The following is a 15,341-nucleotide window of genomic DNA, read 5'->3' as shown; positions in this document are numbered from 1 at the left end:
ACCAGGTTTCGGTTTTTTTGCGTTCAAGAATAAGATTATCCAGCCTAGGAAAAGCTTGATATAGCCCACAATTATGCTGTGTGGAAATGAAGCTTGGCTCTCCAAGCATTCACATTTTCAATTTGTAAGACGAAACGAAGGAAGGTGATACATACATGATGGAAGAAACATGGGTTGTTGCTGTGCGAGCGATTATCGCCTTTCTGACCCTGATCATCTATACTCGGGTGCTGGGCAAACAACAAATGGGCAACTTGACGTATTTTGATTACATTAACGGTATTACGATTGGTTCCATTGCAGGTACATTTGCGACCGATCTATCTTCCAAGGCGTGGATTCATTTTGTGGCCTTGACCATTTTTACCACTATCACGATTATCTTTCAGTATATTACGCTGAAAAATCGTACCATCTCCAAATTGATGGACTCCGACCCTACACTGGTCATCCAGAACGGTAAAATCCTTGAACAGAACCTGCATAAAATGCGGGTGAAATTCGACGAATTGACCATGATGCTGCGGCAAAAGGATGTATTTGACATCACTACGCTGGATTATGCCATTCTTGAACCGGACGGCAGTCTCTCTGTTGTGTTGAAACCCGAGAATCAACCGGTAACCGCGAAGGACATGCATATGCATCCTGCCAAGAGCAAGCTGATGACCGAGATTATCATTGATGGCGTGCTGATTAAGCAAAATCTGGAGGAACGAAATAAAGATACGAATTGGCTCAGCGAGCAGCTCAAGAAGCAAAAAGTGACGATACAGGATATTGCTTTTGCTGCTATTTTGCCTAACGATAAATTGTATATTGATCTATTTAAGGATAAGATCACCGAAAAAATCGATATGGGCGATTATGAGGGGCCTTTCTAAATTTACATGAAGGAGGCGATTGAATGAAAACGCGTTTCTGGTTGCTGTATGTGCTTCCGATCTGCCTCATTCTTGTGTTCGTTGCGATTATGGCAAGCGGAGCCCTTCTCAAAAAGCCCTTTGGTGCTGATGATCGATTGCTTGAATCTGTACAAACATTGCAGAAACAGGTTGAGGGCAAAAAATGGACTGAAGCCAAATCCCAAATCGATTATGCGATGAAAGCCTGGGACAAGATCGTCAATCGCATACAATTCAGTGTGGAGCGTGAGACGATTTACGATATTCTGGGTACCCTTGCCCGGATGAAGGGCGGTATTGCCGCGGAGGATGATAAGGCGATCATGGAAGAAATTTATTACTTTTATGTGTTATGGGAAAATCTTGGAGATTGACCCGAGACACGCAAAAAGGCACTCTCCTTTAAAAAAAAGGAAGTGCCTTTTCTGTTTTCTAAACATTCCGCCCGCGTAATCCACGAGATTTTGACGTGCGGGCCGTGCTTTCTTTTCGAAAAAAGAGCGTAAGTGCTCCCTTCGCACACCACAGTGCAAACAGTGCAAATAACGTTCCCCAGAACAGCGCTGGGAGGAATGTCTGTTGTGCCAGATTGGCTGCATCCCCTGCCCGGGACGGCTGTGTCCAGGACATGAGCCCCACATACATGGCACTAACCACGGACTCTTCCAATGTGAGGAAGGCCAGTAATAAATAATAGAATTTCGCAATTTTGGCACCAAAGATCATAATCACAACATTCAGCGCACTGAAGCCTGTAAGCCAGAGCATGCCGAATTCTCCTCTTACATAGAAGAGAAGCGACACAAGAGCTACACCCGTCATGATGCCAAGTCCCCACATGTGCCGTCCTTTCCGGTAAAGATAGAATAGCAGCCAGGCAAAGAGAGACGCCGTGACATACCCCGCTAAGGAAACCAATATAGATCTGCCTGGTGTCAGCATGGATGAATATGTAACGCCGCTGTGATCAGCGTATAATTCAATGCGCAATACTTTGCCGGATAACAACAGTGTTACCAGTGCATGGCCAAATTCGTGAATCATCGTATCCAGGTTACGGAACAATGAAGAAAACGGGATAAAGCGAGTCAGCAGCGCTGAACCTACCAGAAACAGTATGGTTTTGAGCCATTTATTCAATCGAGTCCTACCTCCCTTGCCTCCGAGTAAAAAATACATATCACTGTACTACGTGTCTGCACTATTATCGTTTCGATTCGTGAAATGTGCGGCGCAATATTGCATCCACCAGCAGAAACTCCGGTTATGACCTATGAAAAAAGAAGACAGATCATATCGACCCGTTCCTGTCTCCAGTGTAGCAAGCAATCTGCTCCGCATCTTCGACAGCGCAAAGTTCACAAAGCGATCAGCTGCCTCGTTTTGTACAAGTGTAACATAGGCATATAGGGAATGATCTATCGGTTCATCTAGTGGGCTTACACCAGCGCAAGAAAACTCGGTACGTACGCCCGCTCTGTGAAGCAAAGTCAAGGCAGCGACCAGCTCGGCATCCACTTCGACATCGTTCCAAATCTCCGTTCTTTTCGCTTCCACGGTCTGTTTCTCGCGTTCCGTCCACTGCATTAACTCCAGCTTGCGTCTTCTCCATAGATGGGCAGGCTGCTGGCTTAACAGCACTTCCTGTTCTTCATGTATATCCATAAGGCGTTTCCTCCCGTTCCCCTCATGATCTCCGTCACGTTGAACAACGAAAAGAGCACATCCCTGTGCTCTCTGCGTGGCCAAAGGCAAAGGAATGGCTGTGCCATTCCTCAGCATGTTGTATTATTGTACCTTTTTCGATGACAGGCATCAAATGGGTTTTCTTTTTACGTAAATTCAACTTGTTAAAGAAACACAAATGCTATTCATTCAGCGCCAGCTTCAGTGCCTCCAAATTCTCCCGCATTACGCCGATGTAATCCTTTCCTGCTGCGATCTCCTCTTCTGTTAACCCTTCAATGGGGTTCAACACAGCCGTTTTGGCGCCTACTTCACTGGCGATAGTCTCTGACACTTTGGATGAAACCAATGTTTCGAAGAAAATCGTCTTGACCTGGTGCTCCTTGGCAAAATCAATAACGGACGCCATTTGCGCTGCGGAAGGCTCTTGTTCAGGAGACAGACCGGCAATCGGTACTTGCTGCAGACCGTATTCCTGTGCAAGATAGCCGAATGCAGCATGCTGTGTGATGAAATCTTTACGTTTGCTGTCTGCTACTGCTGCTTTGAAATCCTGATCCAGTGCCTCCAGTTTGGCAATGTAGGCATCGGCATTTTGCTTGAATTGCTCCGCATGTTCAGGCGCAGCCTGTGCGAGTCCTGCCTCGATATTCCGAACTTCCTTCACAGCAAGTGCAGGTGACAGCCAAACGTGTGGATCAAGGCCACCGTGATCATGATCATGTGTATGTCCCTCTTCTGCCTCAGCGTCATGATCGTGATCATGCTCCTCCGTTGTGGCTTCATCCGCATGGTCATGCGTGTCCGTTGTATCGGCATGTTCGTGATCATGCTCATCTTCTTCCGATCCTTCCAGCAGATCGATGCCATGACTCGCTTCCACTTGAATGAGTTTGGCATTGCTCAGACTATCTGTAACTTGATCGATCCAGAATTCCATTCCCGCCCCATTATAGACAAGCACATCCGCTTTTTCGATGCTCGCAATATCCTGTGGTGTCGGCTCCCAATCATGCGGCTCCATGCCCGCTGGAACGAGTGTATGAACATTAGCCAGATCGCCCGCTACATTTTTGGTGAATTCGTACATTGGATAAAAGCTGACTTCAACGTTCAGTTTCGCTTCTTCAGTCTCTGCTGGTACCGGCGTGTTGGCCGAGCTGGTACCGGAATCGGAAGCGGACTGATTTTGTCCACAACCGGCTACGATAAGTGTAAGACTAAATAATAAGGCAAGAGCTGATTTTTTATTGAATTTCATGTGGCGTATTCTCCCTTGAATGTATGAATAGAGTCGCACGTTGTTGTTTTCTCTCTTTACGATGACGTTTACGGTTATATCGTCCAATCAGCTTTTGTGCTGATATTCCAATCAATAGAAAGACCAACAGGATGAGAGCAATCGTTCCTCCCGGTGGTGTGTTGAGATGGTAAGAGGTTGTCAGTCCGCTAAAAATACCGATTAATCCGGTGACGACAGCAATGAGGATTGCTGCTGCAAAGCTGCGTGACAATCTCAGTGCCAGAGCAGCGGGCAGTACAATTAAAGCAGACACAAGCAATACGCCAACAATCGGCATGGCTGAAGCAACAGTCATTCCTGTCAGGACAGCAAAGGCAAAGGATAAACCTTTAACCTGAATGCCTCCAATAGAAGCTGTCTCTTCATCAAACGTCAAATTGTACAGTGGCCTTCTGAGTACAATGAAAAAAATCAGTCCGATGACGCACACAGCTGCCATAATCCACAACTGCATATCACTAACGGCAACGATGGAACCGAACAGGTAAGAGCTGAAAGTCTTGGACAAATTGGTTTTCAGACTCATGAGCACCACAGCAAGGGCCAGCCCCGACGTCATAATGATCGCTACAGGTACTTCGCTATATGTCAGGTAATTTCGCCGGAGTTGTTCCACCAGCAATGCGCCGATAATCGCAATCGCAAACCCACAGATCACTGGGTCCAGGTTCATCACAGAACCTAGAGCAACTCCTGCCAATGAAACATGGGATAATGTATCCGCCATCAACACCTGCCGTCGCAGCATCAGATAAACTCCTAAAATTGGAGCAATGACTCCGATCAGTCCGCCTGCCCAGAAAGCACGCTGCATGAATTCGTACTCAAACACTGCCACTCCTCACTTTCTTGCCGTTCCAGGGTAATCGTCCGATCCAATCGATTGCCCATCTCTTCCAATCCGTGGGTGACCATAATAATGGTTAGTCCATGGACGTCTGCATAATGGCGCATCAGATCATAGAACCCTTCACGGCTGCGCCGGTCCATGCCTGTAGTCGGCTCATCCAGTACAAGCACCTGCGGCTGGCCTGCCAAGGCTCTGGCAATGCAGATTCGCTGCTTTTGTCCACCAGACAGTTCGCCAACCCTGGCGTTGCGGTATTCCCACATGCCGACTTCCCGCAAGCTTCGTTCCACAATGGCTTCCTGCTCGGATGTAAATCTGCGGAACAAGCCGAGTTTGCGGTAACATCCGGATCGCACCAGTTCGATCACCGTACTGGGAAATCCACTGTTGAACGATGCTACCTGTTGGGGTACATATCCGATGTTCAGCTTACTGCCACGTACGGACTGTGCATTCATATGTACCGTGCCGCTCCAGGGCTGTAACAGCCCCAGCAGCAATTTCAGCATGGTTGTCTTCGCAGAACCATTCGGTCCTGTAATGCCGACAAACTCCCCCACATGAATATCCAGCGACAGTTGGTCAATGACGGGCTCTTTGCCGTATCCGAATACCACATCACGCATGGAAGATAGAATCATGGTTTTTCCTCTTTTCGTAAATATTACGATGTAAAAATGATAAAAAAATTTTATCTTGTTTCCCGGTGAATGGTCATCTTCTTCAATCGTGGTGAATACTTCTTCAATTCGATCCGTTCCGGATGGTTACGTTTGTTCTTGGTAGTTGTATAGTTGCGATCTCCGCACTCGGTGCAGGCTAAAGTTACAATGACTCTCATGGATAGGGCCTCCTTTGATTTATTTAATCGTAATTATTACTATTTGATGAGTTTAGCCCATGCTTTTACGTTTGTCAACTCCATGCAGGAAATGGATCTTTCAGTTCTCGCCAGTTCATTAGCATCTCTTCGTCGGTAAGGAGCGTCTCATCTAACGTCCGTTCGATCTCCAGTCGGTCCATATCTATCCCGATGAACACCAGCTTCGTAACCCGATCGCCCCACTGCTCATCCCAATCCGGAATAGGCGGAAGTGTATCACCAAAATGCATTTGTCGCTCTTCGTCACTCATTGCGCCTACCCACAACCCGGCTGGTCCCAACTGCTTGGATGTTCCCGCATGACTGAACGACACCGCCATATGGTTACGTGTAGCCAGCCACATTAAGCCTTTGGAACGTACAATGCTATCAGGCCATTTCGCAATCCAGCGCAGCAAACGTTCCGGATGAAACGGACGTTTCCGATGGTACACAAAGGAGTGAATACCATACTCCTCTGTCTCGGGTGTGTGTTCTTCCTTCATTAATTCGCGGATCCAGCCCGCAGACTGGCTTGCTTTTTCAAAATCAAACCGTCCGGTATTCAATATCTCCCGCGGGTCAATCTGTCCATGTGTAGTGCGAATAAGTCGGGCTTCCGGCTGCATCGCGTGCAGTGCTTTTTCAAGTTTGAGCAGCTCCTCTTCCGATACCAGATCACACTTGTTCAATATCAGCACATCACAGAACTCAACCTGATCCGTCAGTAGATGAACGATCCCCCGTACATCGTCCTCTCCTGCTTCCTGGCCCCGATCCTTCAACGTTTCTTTGGAGTAGAAGTCGCGCCAGAACTGGGCAGCATCCACTACTGTCACCATCGTATCGAGCCGCGTAAATTTCGTTAAATCAATTCCCAGCTCTTCATCAATATACGTAAATGTCTGGGCAACGGGGACTGGCTCTCCAATACCTGTCGATTCAATCAATATATAATCAAACGAACCATCCAGCGCAAGCCGCTCCACCTCTTTCAGCAAATCCTCACGCAGCGTGCAGCAGATGCAGCCATTGGACATCTCCACCAGCTTCTCATCAATACGTGACAATCCACCACCATCCCGGATCAAGCCAGCGTCAATATTAACTTCGCTCAGGTCATTTACAATGACAGCCACTCGCATGCCCTCCCGATTATGGAGCACATGGTTAAGCAATGTCGTTTTGCCTGCACCCAGGTATCCACTTAATACAGTCACTGGAACTCGGGGTTGTATCTGTTGTTCTGTCATTTCCATTACTCCCTTCCATTTATCCTTTTTAAACTAAAAAATCGGAATGCTTATGTAGCTTCCACTTGACCGTTAGACTGAAAATAACCATTCTTTAATAGTAATTATTACGATTAACAAAACAAACTATACCTGAACCTCGTTTCTTTTGTCAACCTAACAAGTTTTGGTCCAGATATGTAAATCGTAAAAATGTTGATTAATTATAGGGAACGAGTATGATGCGGACGGTACAAGCATATATTTTACCAAAGTCCCGGTTCTGGAGGTTTATCCTATGAAAATGGCAGCCCATCTTAAGCTCCTGTCATTCCTGATTCCCTGTGCATTTCTTGTTCCCGTGTTGATCACGATGGCTCCCAATTTGAAAGAGGCGTGGAACAGTGAAGCCTTACAAAATATGAAAACCGTATTTATCAGCATTTTTCTCGAAGCCGCTCCATTTCTGCTCATAGGGGTGCTGTTATCTTCGCTAATGCAGTGGTTTGTTTCTGAGGAAATGATTCGGAAACTAACGCCCAAGAACCCCGTCGGAGGTGTGCTGGTAGCCGGTCTGCTGGGAATCATTTTCCCGATCTGCGAATGTGGCATGATCCCGGTCGTGCGACGGCTGATGCATAAAGGCATGCCGCCCTATATCGCGGTGACCTTTATTCTTAGCGGCCCTGTTGTAAATCCAATTGTCTTTACCGCGACCCTGCTCGCTTTTCCTTCCCATCCCGAAATTACGATCGCCCGTATGGGACTGGCCTTTGCTGTAGCAGCTGCCATCGGTGGTCTGGTGTATATGTTCGTCCGTCAGAATCCTTTGCGTAAACCGAAGGCTACAGTGACGGAGGTCAAGACACATCCCGGATTTAAAATGGCACAGCCTCATTCCCATTCTGCCGATCATGATCACGCGCATGATAAAAACTGGCGCAGCTTTTTCATCCATGCGGGTGACGAATTTGTCGATATGAGCAAATATTTGGTGATTGGTGCGCTAATAACAGCCTGCATTCAAACCTTTATCAGCCGCAGTGATCTCATTTCTCTGGGTAACGGGCCTGTCGCCTCCTATGCCTTCATGATGGGCTTTGCGTATGTATTGTCTCTCTGTTCGACATCCGATGCGTTCGTAGCCTCAGCCTTCTCTCACACGTTTGCGTTAGGGCCGCTATTATCCTTTCTTGTTCTCGGTCCAATGCTTGATTTCAAAAGCACATTAATGCTGCTCTCCACCTTCCGCACCCGGTTTGTTATTGGCTTGAGCCTGGCCATTATTGCTTTAGTTTTCACAGGGTCATGGTTGATTAACCTTTTAGCATGAGCATTTATGAATGTATTTAATGATCAAAGAGGTGATTACATGAACCATCCGGGTTATACAGTGACCAAATCTCCGGTTACCAAATCTCACCCTATCCAATGGCATAACCTGATTCGTGCGCTGTGGATCGGCGGGCTCGCTGTATACATCATTCATTTGAATACAACGGATTCTCTTCATTATTACCTGGCTCCGACGATGCAGCGACTGCTTCTCTGCTGCCCTGTTCCCTTTTTGTTTATTGCCGCCATCATGGGCTGGCACGGACTATTCGGTAATAACCAGCTCCATTGCGACTGTGAGCATCCACCTCCTTCAGGATGGGTACGCAGCTCGCTGATGTATGGATTGATTGCCATTCCTTTAGTACTGGGTTTTCTTATGCCCGACCAGGCACTAGGCAGTTCCATGGCCAGTCAGAAAGGCATGTCTCTATCCTATGGACCTCCGGAGATTCGTCGAAAAGAACCCTTACCTGATACAGCAGAACTGGACATTAAAGATCTATCCAAAAAAACTGCACCTGTCGGATCATCTGTGCCTGCCACGAAAGTACAATTTGTCCCCCCGGATGAGTACAGTCGTGAATTTGCCGAACTCGCAGATAAGTTATATGCGGAATCGGTCATTAAGGTATATCCTGAAATTTTCTCCGAGACATTGGGTTCGATCGATATGTTCCAACGACAATTTGCAGGCAAGGCCATCAGCCTTACCGGGTTTGTGTATCGAGACAAAAGCATGGATCACAAATCTCATTTTGCATTAGGGCGATTTCTTGTGATGTGCTGCCCGGCAGACGCGGCGCCCTTTGGCGTGATGATTCATGTCCCAAATGCAGACAGCTATCCTACAGACAGTTGGGTACAAATTGATGGCACCATTGGATCGGCTCAAGTGAATGGAGAGGATACCATTGAGATTCAGGCGTCGAAAATAACTCCGGTGGATCAGCCAGCCACTCCTTACATTTATACCAGCGCAGATTCGGTGAAGGCGTATGATAAGTTACAGAATAAATAAGAAAAGCCCCGAAGCTATGGAATGCATAACTTCGGGGCTTTAAATTCAATTCAGGCATAAGTTTAACCTTGTTTGCCTGATATATTATTCAGTTACGATATCATGCACCAATACAGGAGCATCCGCATGATCTGCAATCGTAATGTTTTCTTTGATCTTCGCGATTACGTCTGCTACGTCTTCACGATTGGCATGGATGGTTACGAGGGATTCGCCAGCTTTAACCGGGTCCCCCACTTTTTTGTTGAGCATCAAACCTACAGCCAGATCGATCTCGGATTCTTTCGTTGCACGGCCTGCGCCGAGCAGCATTGCAGCAGTACCGATTTCGTCAGCGACGATACCAGCTACATATCCGTCTTTATCCGCTGGTACTTCAACCAGATATTTCGCTTGTGGCAAGCGATCCGGGTGATCTACAACTGAAGCGTCTCCGCCTTGATTTGCCAGAAAGTCCTTGAATTTATCCAGTGCTTTACCGTTCTGGATCACTTCTTTCAATTTCTCCTCAGCATGCTCCAGGGAGTCTGCTTTGCCAGCAAGGAATACCATTTGACGTCCAAGCGCCAGACAGAGTTCTTCCAGATCCTTCGGTCCTTTACCTTGCAGCGTAAGAATGGCTTCTTTCACTTCAAGCGCGTTACCGATAGCGAGACCCAGTGGTTGGGACATATCGGAAATAACAGCCATTGTTTTACGTCCAACATTGTTACCGATGCTTACCATGGCATGTGCCAGTTCTTTTGCATCTTCTGTTGTCTTCATGAATGCACCAGCACCCGTTTTGACATCCAATACGATCGCATCTGCACCTGCTGCAATTTTCTTACTCATGATGGAGCTGGCGATCAGTGGGATGGAGTTGACGGTAGCTGTAACGTCACGCAATGCATAGAGCTTTTTGTCTGCCGGCGTGAGGTTGCCACTTTGACCAATAACGGCAACTTTATGTTCGTTAACGAGACGGATGAACTCTTCTTTCTCCAACTCAACGTGGAAACCTGCAACAGATTCCAGTTTGTCTGTTGTACCACCAGTATGACCCAATCCACGTCCGGACATTTTGGCAACAGGAACATCCAGAGCAGCAACGAGCGGTGCCAGTACCAGCGTTGTAGTATCACCAACGCCTCCTGTGGAGTGCTTGTCTACCTTGATGCCTTCGATTGCGGACAGATCAATGGTCTCGCCCGAGTTCACCATCGACATCGTCAAATCTGCGCGTTCCTTATCGGTCATATCCTTGAAGAATACGGCCATCGCCCAAGCACTGACTTGATAATCCGGAATTTCGCCTTGTGTATATCCTTGAACAACAAAATCAATCTCAGCTGTTGTCAGTTCTTTTCCGTCGCGTTTCTTAGCAATAATGTCTACCATTCTCATGATGATCTCTCCTTCGTTGTGGGTGATTTGTATAGAACACTTTGTGCAGCATTCGTTCCGGCTCCGGATCGTTCTTTCGATCGCTGTTGTCTCCAAATTTCTTTGAATAACCTTCGATAAGGTTGAAATTCAGAGACAAAGGCGAACGCTTCGCTTCTTCAGAATCGATTCCGGGTCCTTCACTACGTGCTTCAAACAAAAGTTTCGATCGAAATCAATGGATTATTGAATATAATATGCAACAATATCATGTTGTCATCTTATAGAACACTTTGTGCGGCATTCGTTCCGGCTCCGGATCGTTCTTTTGATCGCTGTTGTCTCCAAATTTCTTTGAATAACCTTCGATAAGGTTGAAATTCGGAGACAAAGGCGAACGCTTCGCTTCTTCAGAATCGATTCCGGGTCCTTCACTACGTGCTTCAAACAAAAGTTTCGATCGAAATCAATGGATTATTGAATATAGAATGCAACAATTACAGCGTGATTGCTGTTTCCAGTGCTACGACCATCATGTCGTTGAACGTTTTTTGGCGCTCTTCTGCGGAAGTCTCTTCACCTGTCAGCAAGTGGTCACTTACAGTCAGGATCGTCAGTGCGTTCACGCCAAATTTGGCTGCGAGTGTGTACAGTGCTGTTGTTTCCATCTCCACGCCCAGTACGCCGTGCTGCATCAATTTCTCAGTCACGGAACGGTCGTCACGATAGAAGGAATCGGAGCTGAATACATTACCGACGTGAATTTTCATGCCTTTGGCAGTTGCGCGGTCATAGGCTTCTTTCAGCAGGGAGAAAGTCGCAATCGGGGAGAAATCATATCCACCAAATACGAGCTTGTTCATGCTGGAATCGGTACATGAAGCTTGAGCAAGGATAACATCACGAACACGAACGTGTTCTTGCATACCTCCGCAAGTTCCTACACGAATCAGGTTTTTCACACCGTATTCGCTGATCAGTTCATTTGCATAGATGCTGAAAGATGGAATCCCCATGCCCGAGCCTTGAACCGAGATACGGTGTCCTTGATATGTACCCGTAAATCCGAGCATTCCGCGAACTTCGTTGTAACAAACAACATCTTCAAGGTACGTATCTGCAATAAATTTTGCACGCAATGGATCTCCTGGCAAAAGGATTGTTTCTGCGATCTCTCCGGGTTTAGCTCCAATATGTGTACTCATAATTAAATCTCCTCCAGTTATCCATATGATTGAATGAAGGGCAGGAACCGGAGCAGCCGAAGCTGCCCCATAGGTTATCCTGTCCGAAGTTATGTTTCAAGAAAATAACAGCTTTCCCCATGTTCAGTTGAAGATAAAAATGTTGACTATTTCAAATCCTTCAGGAAGCTTGTACCATATTCCGGCAGTTTCACGCCGAAGTTCTCAGCTACTGTTGCACCCACATCCGCAAACGTGCTGCGCAGTTCAAGCTTTTTACCCTCGCTGAAGCGTGGGGAGTACACAAGCAGTGGCACATACTCACGTGTATGGTCCGTGCCACGGTAGGTTGGGTCATTACCATGGTCAGCTGTGATGAGCAGCAGATCGTCGTCCGTCATTTTGCTGAAGATTTCCGGCAGACGAGCATCATACTCTTCAAGCGCCTGAGCGTAGCCTTGTGGATCACGACGGTGACCGAACAGGGCATCGAAGTCAACCAGGTTTAGGAAGCTGAGTCCAGTGAACGCCTCATCCATCGTTTCGGACAGTTTGTCCATGCCATCCATGTTGGAGACGGTACGTACAGACTTGGTTACCCCTTCCCCATCGTAGATATCTGCGATTTTACCCAAAGCAATCACATCAAATCCACCATCTTTAAGTTCATTCATCACGGTACGGCCAAAAGGTTTGAGCGCGTAGTCATGACGGTTAGCTGTACGCTTGAAGTTACCCACTTCCCCTACAAACGGACGGGCAATAATACGGCCCAGCATGTAAGGATCGTCGAGAGTAATCTCGCGGCAAAACTCACAGATTTCATACAGTTCTTTCAGTGGAACAACATCCTCATGGGCTGCAATTTGCAGAACCGAATCTGCGGATGTGTATATAATCAGGGCTCCTGTTTTCACATGCTCTTCGCCCAATTCATCAATGATTTCCGTGCCGCTGGCCGGTTTGTTCCCGATCACTTTACGGCCTGTTTTTTCCTCAATGCGTTGAATCAACTCATCCGGGAACCCGTCTGCGAACACACGGAATGGCGTATCAATGTACAGGCCCATCAGTTCCCAGTGACCCGTCATGGTGTCTTTGCCTCTGGATGCTTCCTGCATCTTGGTATAAAAGGCTTTTGGCGCGTCCGCTACAGGGACACCTTCAACTTCTTTAATATTGGACAGTCCAAGACTGGCCATATGCGGCATGTTCAGACCTCCGCGTTCACGTGCAATGTGACCAAAGGTGTCGACGTCGAAATCATCGAATTCCGCTGCATCCGGCGCTTCACCAATTCCCACTGAATCCATAACGATCAGATGTACTCTTTTGAATGTTGACATAACTTAAGCACTCCTTCCAATAATCCGGCTTTACAAGAACAGTCCGGCGATGATCGCAGACAGCACGCTGACAAGCGATGCACCGTAAAGCAGTTTCAGACCGAAGCGGGCCACCACATTACCTTGTTTCTCATGAAGTCCCTTCACCGCACCGGCAATAATACCGATCGAGGAGAAGTTGGCGAACGATACGAGGAAGACAGATACGATCCCTGTTGTTCTGGCAGACAATGTAGTCTGTTTGGTCAGATCAAGCATGGCAACGAATTCGTTGGATACCATTTTGGTAGCCATAATACTTCCCGCTTGAATCGCTTCTTTCCATGGAACACCCATAATGAAGGCAAATGGTGCAAACACATAACCAAGCAGTTCCTGGAACGAAATGCCGAGCACTGCACTGAAGATCCCGTTAACGAGTGCGATCAAAGCAACAAAACCGATTAACATTGCAGCTACGACGATCGCAACTTTGAAACCATCCATAATGTACTCGCCCAGCATTTCGAAGAAGGATTGTTTTTCCTCTTCCTGTACTTCCAATATATCTTCTTCCGGGGAAACCTCATAAGGATTCACGATGGAAGCAATGATAAAACCGCCAAACAGGTTCAGCACAAGCGCCGTAACCACATATTTCGGATCAATCATGGACATATAGGCACCGACAATCGACATCGATACCGTGGACATCGCCGAGGCACACAAGGTGTACAGCCGATGTTTAGGCAGCAACCCAATTTGTTTTTTTACAGAAATGAACACTTCAGATTGCCCCAATACAGCCGAAGCAACCGCGTTATATGATTCCAGTTTGCCCATTCCGTTGACTTTGCTTAATACCAGACCAATATATTTTATAACAAAAGGCAAGATTCGGATATACTGCAATATCCCAATGAGCGCTGAGATGACGACGATCGGCATCAATACACTGAGGAAGAACGGGGCGCCCCCACTGTCTGCACCAACGGTAGTCAAGCCACCGAATACAAATGAGATACCGTCATTCGCATAGCCAAGCAAACTTTCAAATACGGTCGCGAAACCGCCAATCAAAAATGTACCTACTTCTGTGTTCAACAAAGCGTATCCCAATATAAGTTGAAGAACAATCATGATGATTAGTGGACGATATCGGATCTTCTTCTTACCGTTGCTGACCAGATAGGCTAGTCCAAATACAACAAGTATACCAAGAAGGGCAATTAGGAATTTCATTCTATCTCTCCTTTGAAGGTAGTTAAGCCGGATGTTCATTCAGCTCAAAGGTTTCCCATTTATGTGATGAATTAACCTTTCAGAAAACGGTTGAAGCGCTTACAATAAATTCGGTTTTTATGATCCTGTTTTAATTAAAATATAGAAAATTGGGATCAGCTTTAAAACTTGTTCTCCACATCCATCGAGAGATATGAAGAACAAGTTAAACCCTTTTAAAGCATCCAAGCATTCCATCTAGCGAAATTTATCGAGCGAAGTTACTCACGAATTAATAATTAGATGTAGATTGTTCGCCTTGCATGATTTTCACACCAGAGCTGGCGCCAATCCGAGTTGCTCCTGCATCGATCATTTTTTGCATATCTTCCAGACTACGCACGCCGCCAGAAGCTTTAACGCCTACATCCGGACCTACGGTACGGCGCATCAAAGCGATATCTTCAGGTGTTGCTCCACCTGTAGAGAAACCTGTGGACGTTTTGACAAAATCAGCTCCAGCTTTTACTGCTGCCTGACATGCACGTACTTTCTCTTCATCCGTCAACAGACAAGTTTCAATAATGACTTTCACCAAAGCTTTACCCGCTGCGGCTTCAACAACTGCACGGATATCTTGTTCAACAACGTCATCTTTACCGTCTTTCAGAGCGCTAATGTTGATGACCATATCCACCTCAGTAGCACCTTTAGCGATGGCGTCTTTGGTTTCGAATGCTTTGGTCTCGGAAGTGGAAGCTCCCAAAGGGAAACCAATCACGGTACAAATATCTACGCCAGTCCCTTGAAGCTGTTCAGCAGCATAAGCAACCCAGCCCGGGTTAACACATACAGAAGCAAATTGATATTGTTTCGCTTCTTCGGTCAATTTGGCCATTTCACTTTGTGTTGCATCTGCACGAAGCAAGGTATGATCGATCATTTTGGCTAATTGTGGTGTAGTCAATTAAATCTCCCCTTATCTGAACTAGTTATTTTCTATATCCCTACCCTAACATGAACATATGTAAAAATCAATATGAACTTTTGTT

16 protein-coding genes are annotated in these 15,341 nt (G+C 46.6%); 4 read left to right on the top strand and 12 right to left on the bottom strand.

Features of this window, described 5'->3' with window-relative positions:
• Positions 1 to 155: 155 nt before the first annotated feature.
• Both MKY42_RS16465 and MKY42_RS16460 read left to right on the top strand, forming a co-directional pair.
• Positions 156 to 884 carry a DUF421 domain-containing protein gene (locus MKY42_RS16465; RefSeq protein WP_090898309.1) on the top strand — a complete coding sequence of 243 codons (729 nt, stop codon included), beginning with the start codon at positions 156 to 158 and terminating at the stop codon, positions 882 to 884.
• Between the two features lie 23 nt (positions 885 to 907).
• Entirely contained in the window at positions 908 to 1,279 is a 372-nt protein-coding gene (locus MKY42_RS16460; protein WP_090898306.1) for a DUF4363 family protein, read from the top strand.
• Positions 1,280 to 1,337: 58 nt separating this feature from the next.
• Here the strand turns inward: MKY42_RS16460 and MKY42_RS16455 are convergent, their stop codons facing one another.
• The 7 genes from MKY42_RS16455 to MKY42_RS16425 all read right to left on the bottom strand — a co-directional run bounded on the left by MKY42_RS16455 (position 1,338) and on the right by MKY42_RS16425 (position 6,865).
• Entirely contained in the window at positions 1,338 to 2,045 is a 708-nt protein-coding gene (locus MKY42_RS16455) for a M50 family metallopeptidase (RefSeq protein ID WP_110000202.1), read from the bottom strand.
• 48 nt (positions 2,046 to 2,093) lie between these two features.
• Positions 2,094 to 2,570: a hypothetical protein gene (locus MKY42_RS16450; RefSeq protein ID WP_090898301.1), complete on the bottom strand. Its 477-nt coding sequence runs from the start codon at positions 2,568 to 2,570 to the stop codon at positions 2,094 to 2,096.
• 202 nt (positions 2,571 to 2,772) lie between these two features.
• On the bottom strand, positions 2,773 to 3,852 hold the full coding sequence (locus MKY42_RS16445; RefSeq protein WP_339852633.1) for a metal ABC transporter substrate-binding protein: 1,080 nt from the start codon (positions 3,850 to 3,852) through the stop codon (positions 2,773 to 2,775).
• The gene (locus tag MKY42_RS16440; RefSeq protein ID WP_090898295.1) at positions 3,839 to 4,732 is read right to left on the bottom strand and encodes a metal ABC transporter permease; all 894 of its coding nucleotides are present in this window, start codon (positions 4,730 to 4,732) and stop codon (positions 3,839 to 3,841) included. The genes MKY42_RS16445 and MKY42_RS16440 overlap by 14 nt, the downstream gene beginning before the upstream one ends.
• The gene (locus MKY42_RS16435) at positions 4,678 to 5,385 is read right to left on the bottom strand and encodes a metal ABC transporter ATP-binding protein (RefSeq protein ID WP_090898292.1); all 708 of its coding nucleotides are present in this window, start codon (positions 5,383 to 5,385) and stop codon (positions 4,678 to 4,680) included. The genes MKY42_RS16440 and MKY42_RS16435 overlap by 55 nt, the downstream gene beginning before the upstream one ends.
• 50 nt (positions 5,386 to 5,435) lie before the next feature.
• The gene (rpmG, locus tag MKY42_RS16430; RefSeq protein ID WP_024631975.1) at positions 5,436 to 5,585 is read right to left on the bottom strand and encodes a 50S ribosomal protein L33; all 150 of its coding nucleotides are present in this window, start codon (positions 5,583 to 5,585) and stop codon (positions 5,436 to 5,438) included.
• Between the two features lie 74 nt (positions 5,586 to 5,659).
• Complete coding sequence (locus tag MKY42_RS16425; RefSeq protein ID WP_090898288.1) at positions 5,660 to 6,865, bottom strand: GTP-binding protein; 1,206 nt, start codon at positions 6,863 to 6,865, stop codon at positions 5,660 to 5,662.
• 271 nt (positions 6,866 to 7,136) lie between these two features.
• On the opposite strand from MKY42_RS16425, the gene MKY42_RS16420 reads away from it, so the two are divergent.
• Together MKY42_RS16420 and MKY42_RS16415 are read left to right on the top strand one after the other, a co-directional pair.
• Positions 7,137 to 8,171 (top strand): permease, encoded by a 1,035-nt coding sequence (locus MKY42_RS16420; RefSeq protein ID WP_090898285.1) that lies wholly within the window; start codon positions 7,137 to 7,139, stop codon positions 8,169 to 8,171.
• Positions 8,172 to 8,210: 39 nt separating this feature from the next.
• Positions 8,211 to 9,194 carry a TIGR03943 family protein gene (locus MKY42_RS16415; RefSeq protein WP_339852627.1) on the top strand — a complete coding sequence of 328 codons (984 nt, stop codon included), beginning with the start codon at positions 8,211 to 8,213 and terminating at the stop codon, positions 9,192 to 9,194.
• A gap of 84 nt (positions 9,195 to 9,278) precedes the next feature.
• Here the strand turns inward: MKY42_RS16415 and MKY42_RS16410 are convergent, their stop codons facing one another.
• From MKY42_RS16410 to deoC, 5 genes are all read right to left on the bottom strand, one after another.
• Positions 9,279 to 10,580, bottom strand: a complete 1,302-nt coding sequence (locus tag MKY42_RS16410) for a pyrimidine-nucleoside phosphorylase (protein WP_090898278.1) — start codon at positions 10,578 to 10,580, stop codon at positions 9,279 to 9,281.
• A 476-nt stretch (positions 10,581 to 11,056) separates the two neighbouring features.
• The gene (deoD, locus tag MKY42_RS16405) at positions 11,057 to 11,764 is read right to left on the bottom strand and encodes a purine-nucleoside phosphorylase (protein WP_090898275.1); all 708 of its coding nucleotides are present in this window, start codon (positions 11,762 to 11,764) and stop codon (positions 11,057 to 11,059) included.
• A gap of 146 nt (positions 11,765 to 11,910) precedes the next feature.
• Positions 11,911 to 13,089, bottom strand: coding sequence for a phosphopentomutase (gene deoB / locus MKY42_RS16400; RefSeq protein WP_339852623.1), 1,179 nt, complete (start codon positions 13,087 to 13,089; stop codon positions 11,911 to 11,913).
• Positions 13,090 to 13,119: 30 nt separating this feature from the next.
• Positions 13,120 to 14,310 carry a NupC/NupG family nucleoside CNT transporter gene (locus MKY42_RS16395; protein WP_090898269.1) on the bottom strand — a complete coding sequence of 397 codons (1,191 nt, stop codon included), beginning with the start codon at positions 14,308 to 14,310 and terminating at the stop codon, positions 13,120 to 13,122.
• 271 nt (positions 14,311 to 14,581) lie between these two features.
• Positions 14,582 to 15,232 carry a deoxyribose-phosphate aldolase gene (deoC, locus tag MKY42_RS16390; protein WP_063563980.1) on the bottom strand — a complete coding sequence of 217 codons (651 nt, stop codon included), beginning with the start codon at positions 15,230 to 15,232 and terminating at the stop codon, positions 14,582 to 14,584.
• Positions 15,233 to 15,341: the final 109 nt, after the last annotated feature.

Source organism: Paenibacillus sp. FSL W7-1088 (assembly GCF_037969855.1).
Taxonomy (GTDB): Bacteria; Bacillota; Bacilli; order Paenibacillales; family Paenibacillaceae; genus Paenibacillus.
Note: the sequence above shows the minus strand (reverse complement) of the source record. Positions and strands in the feature narration are given on the sequence as shown.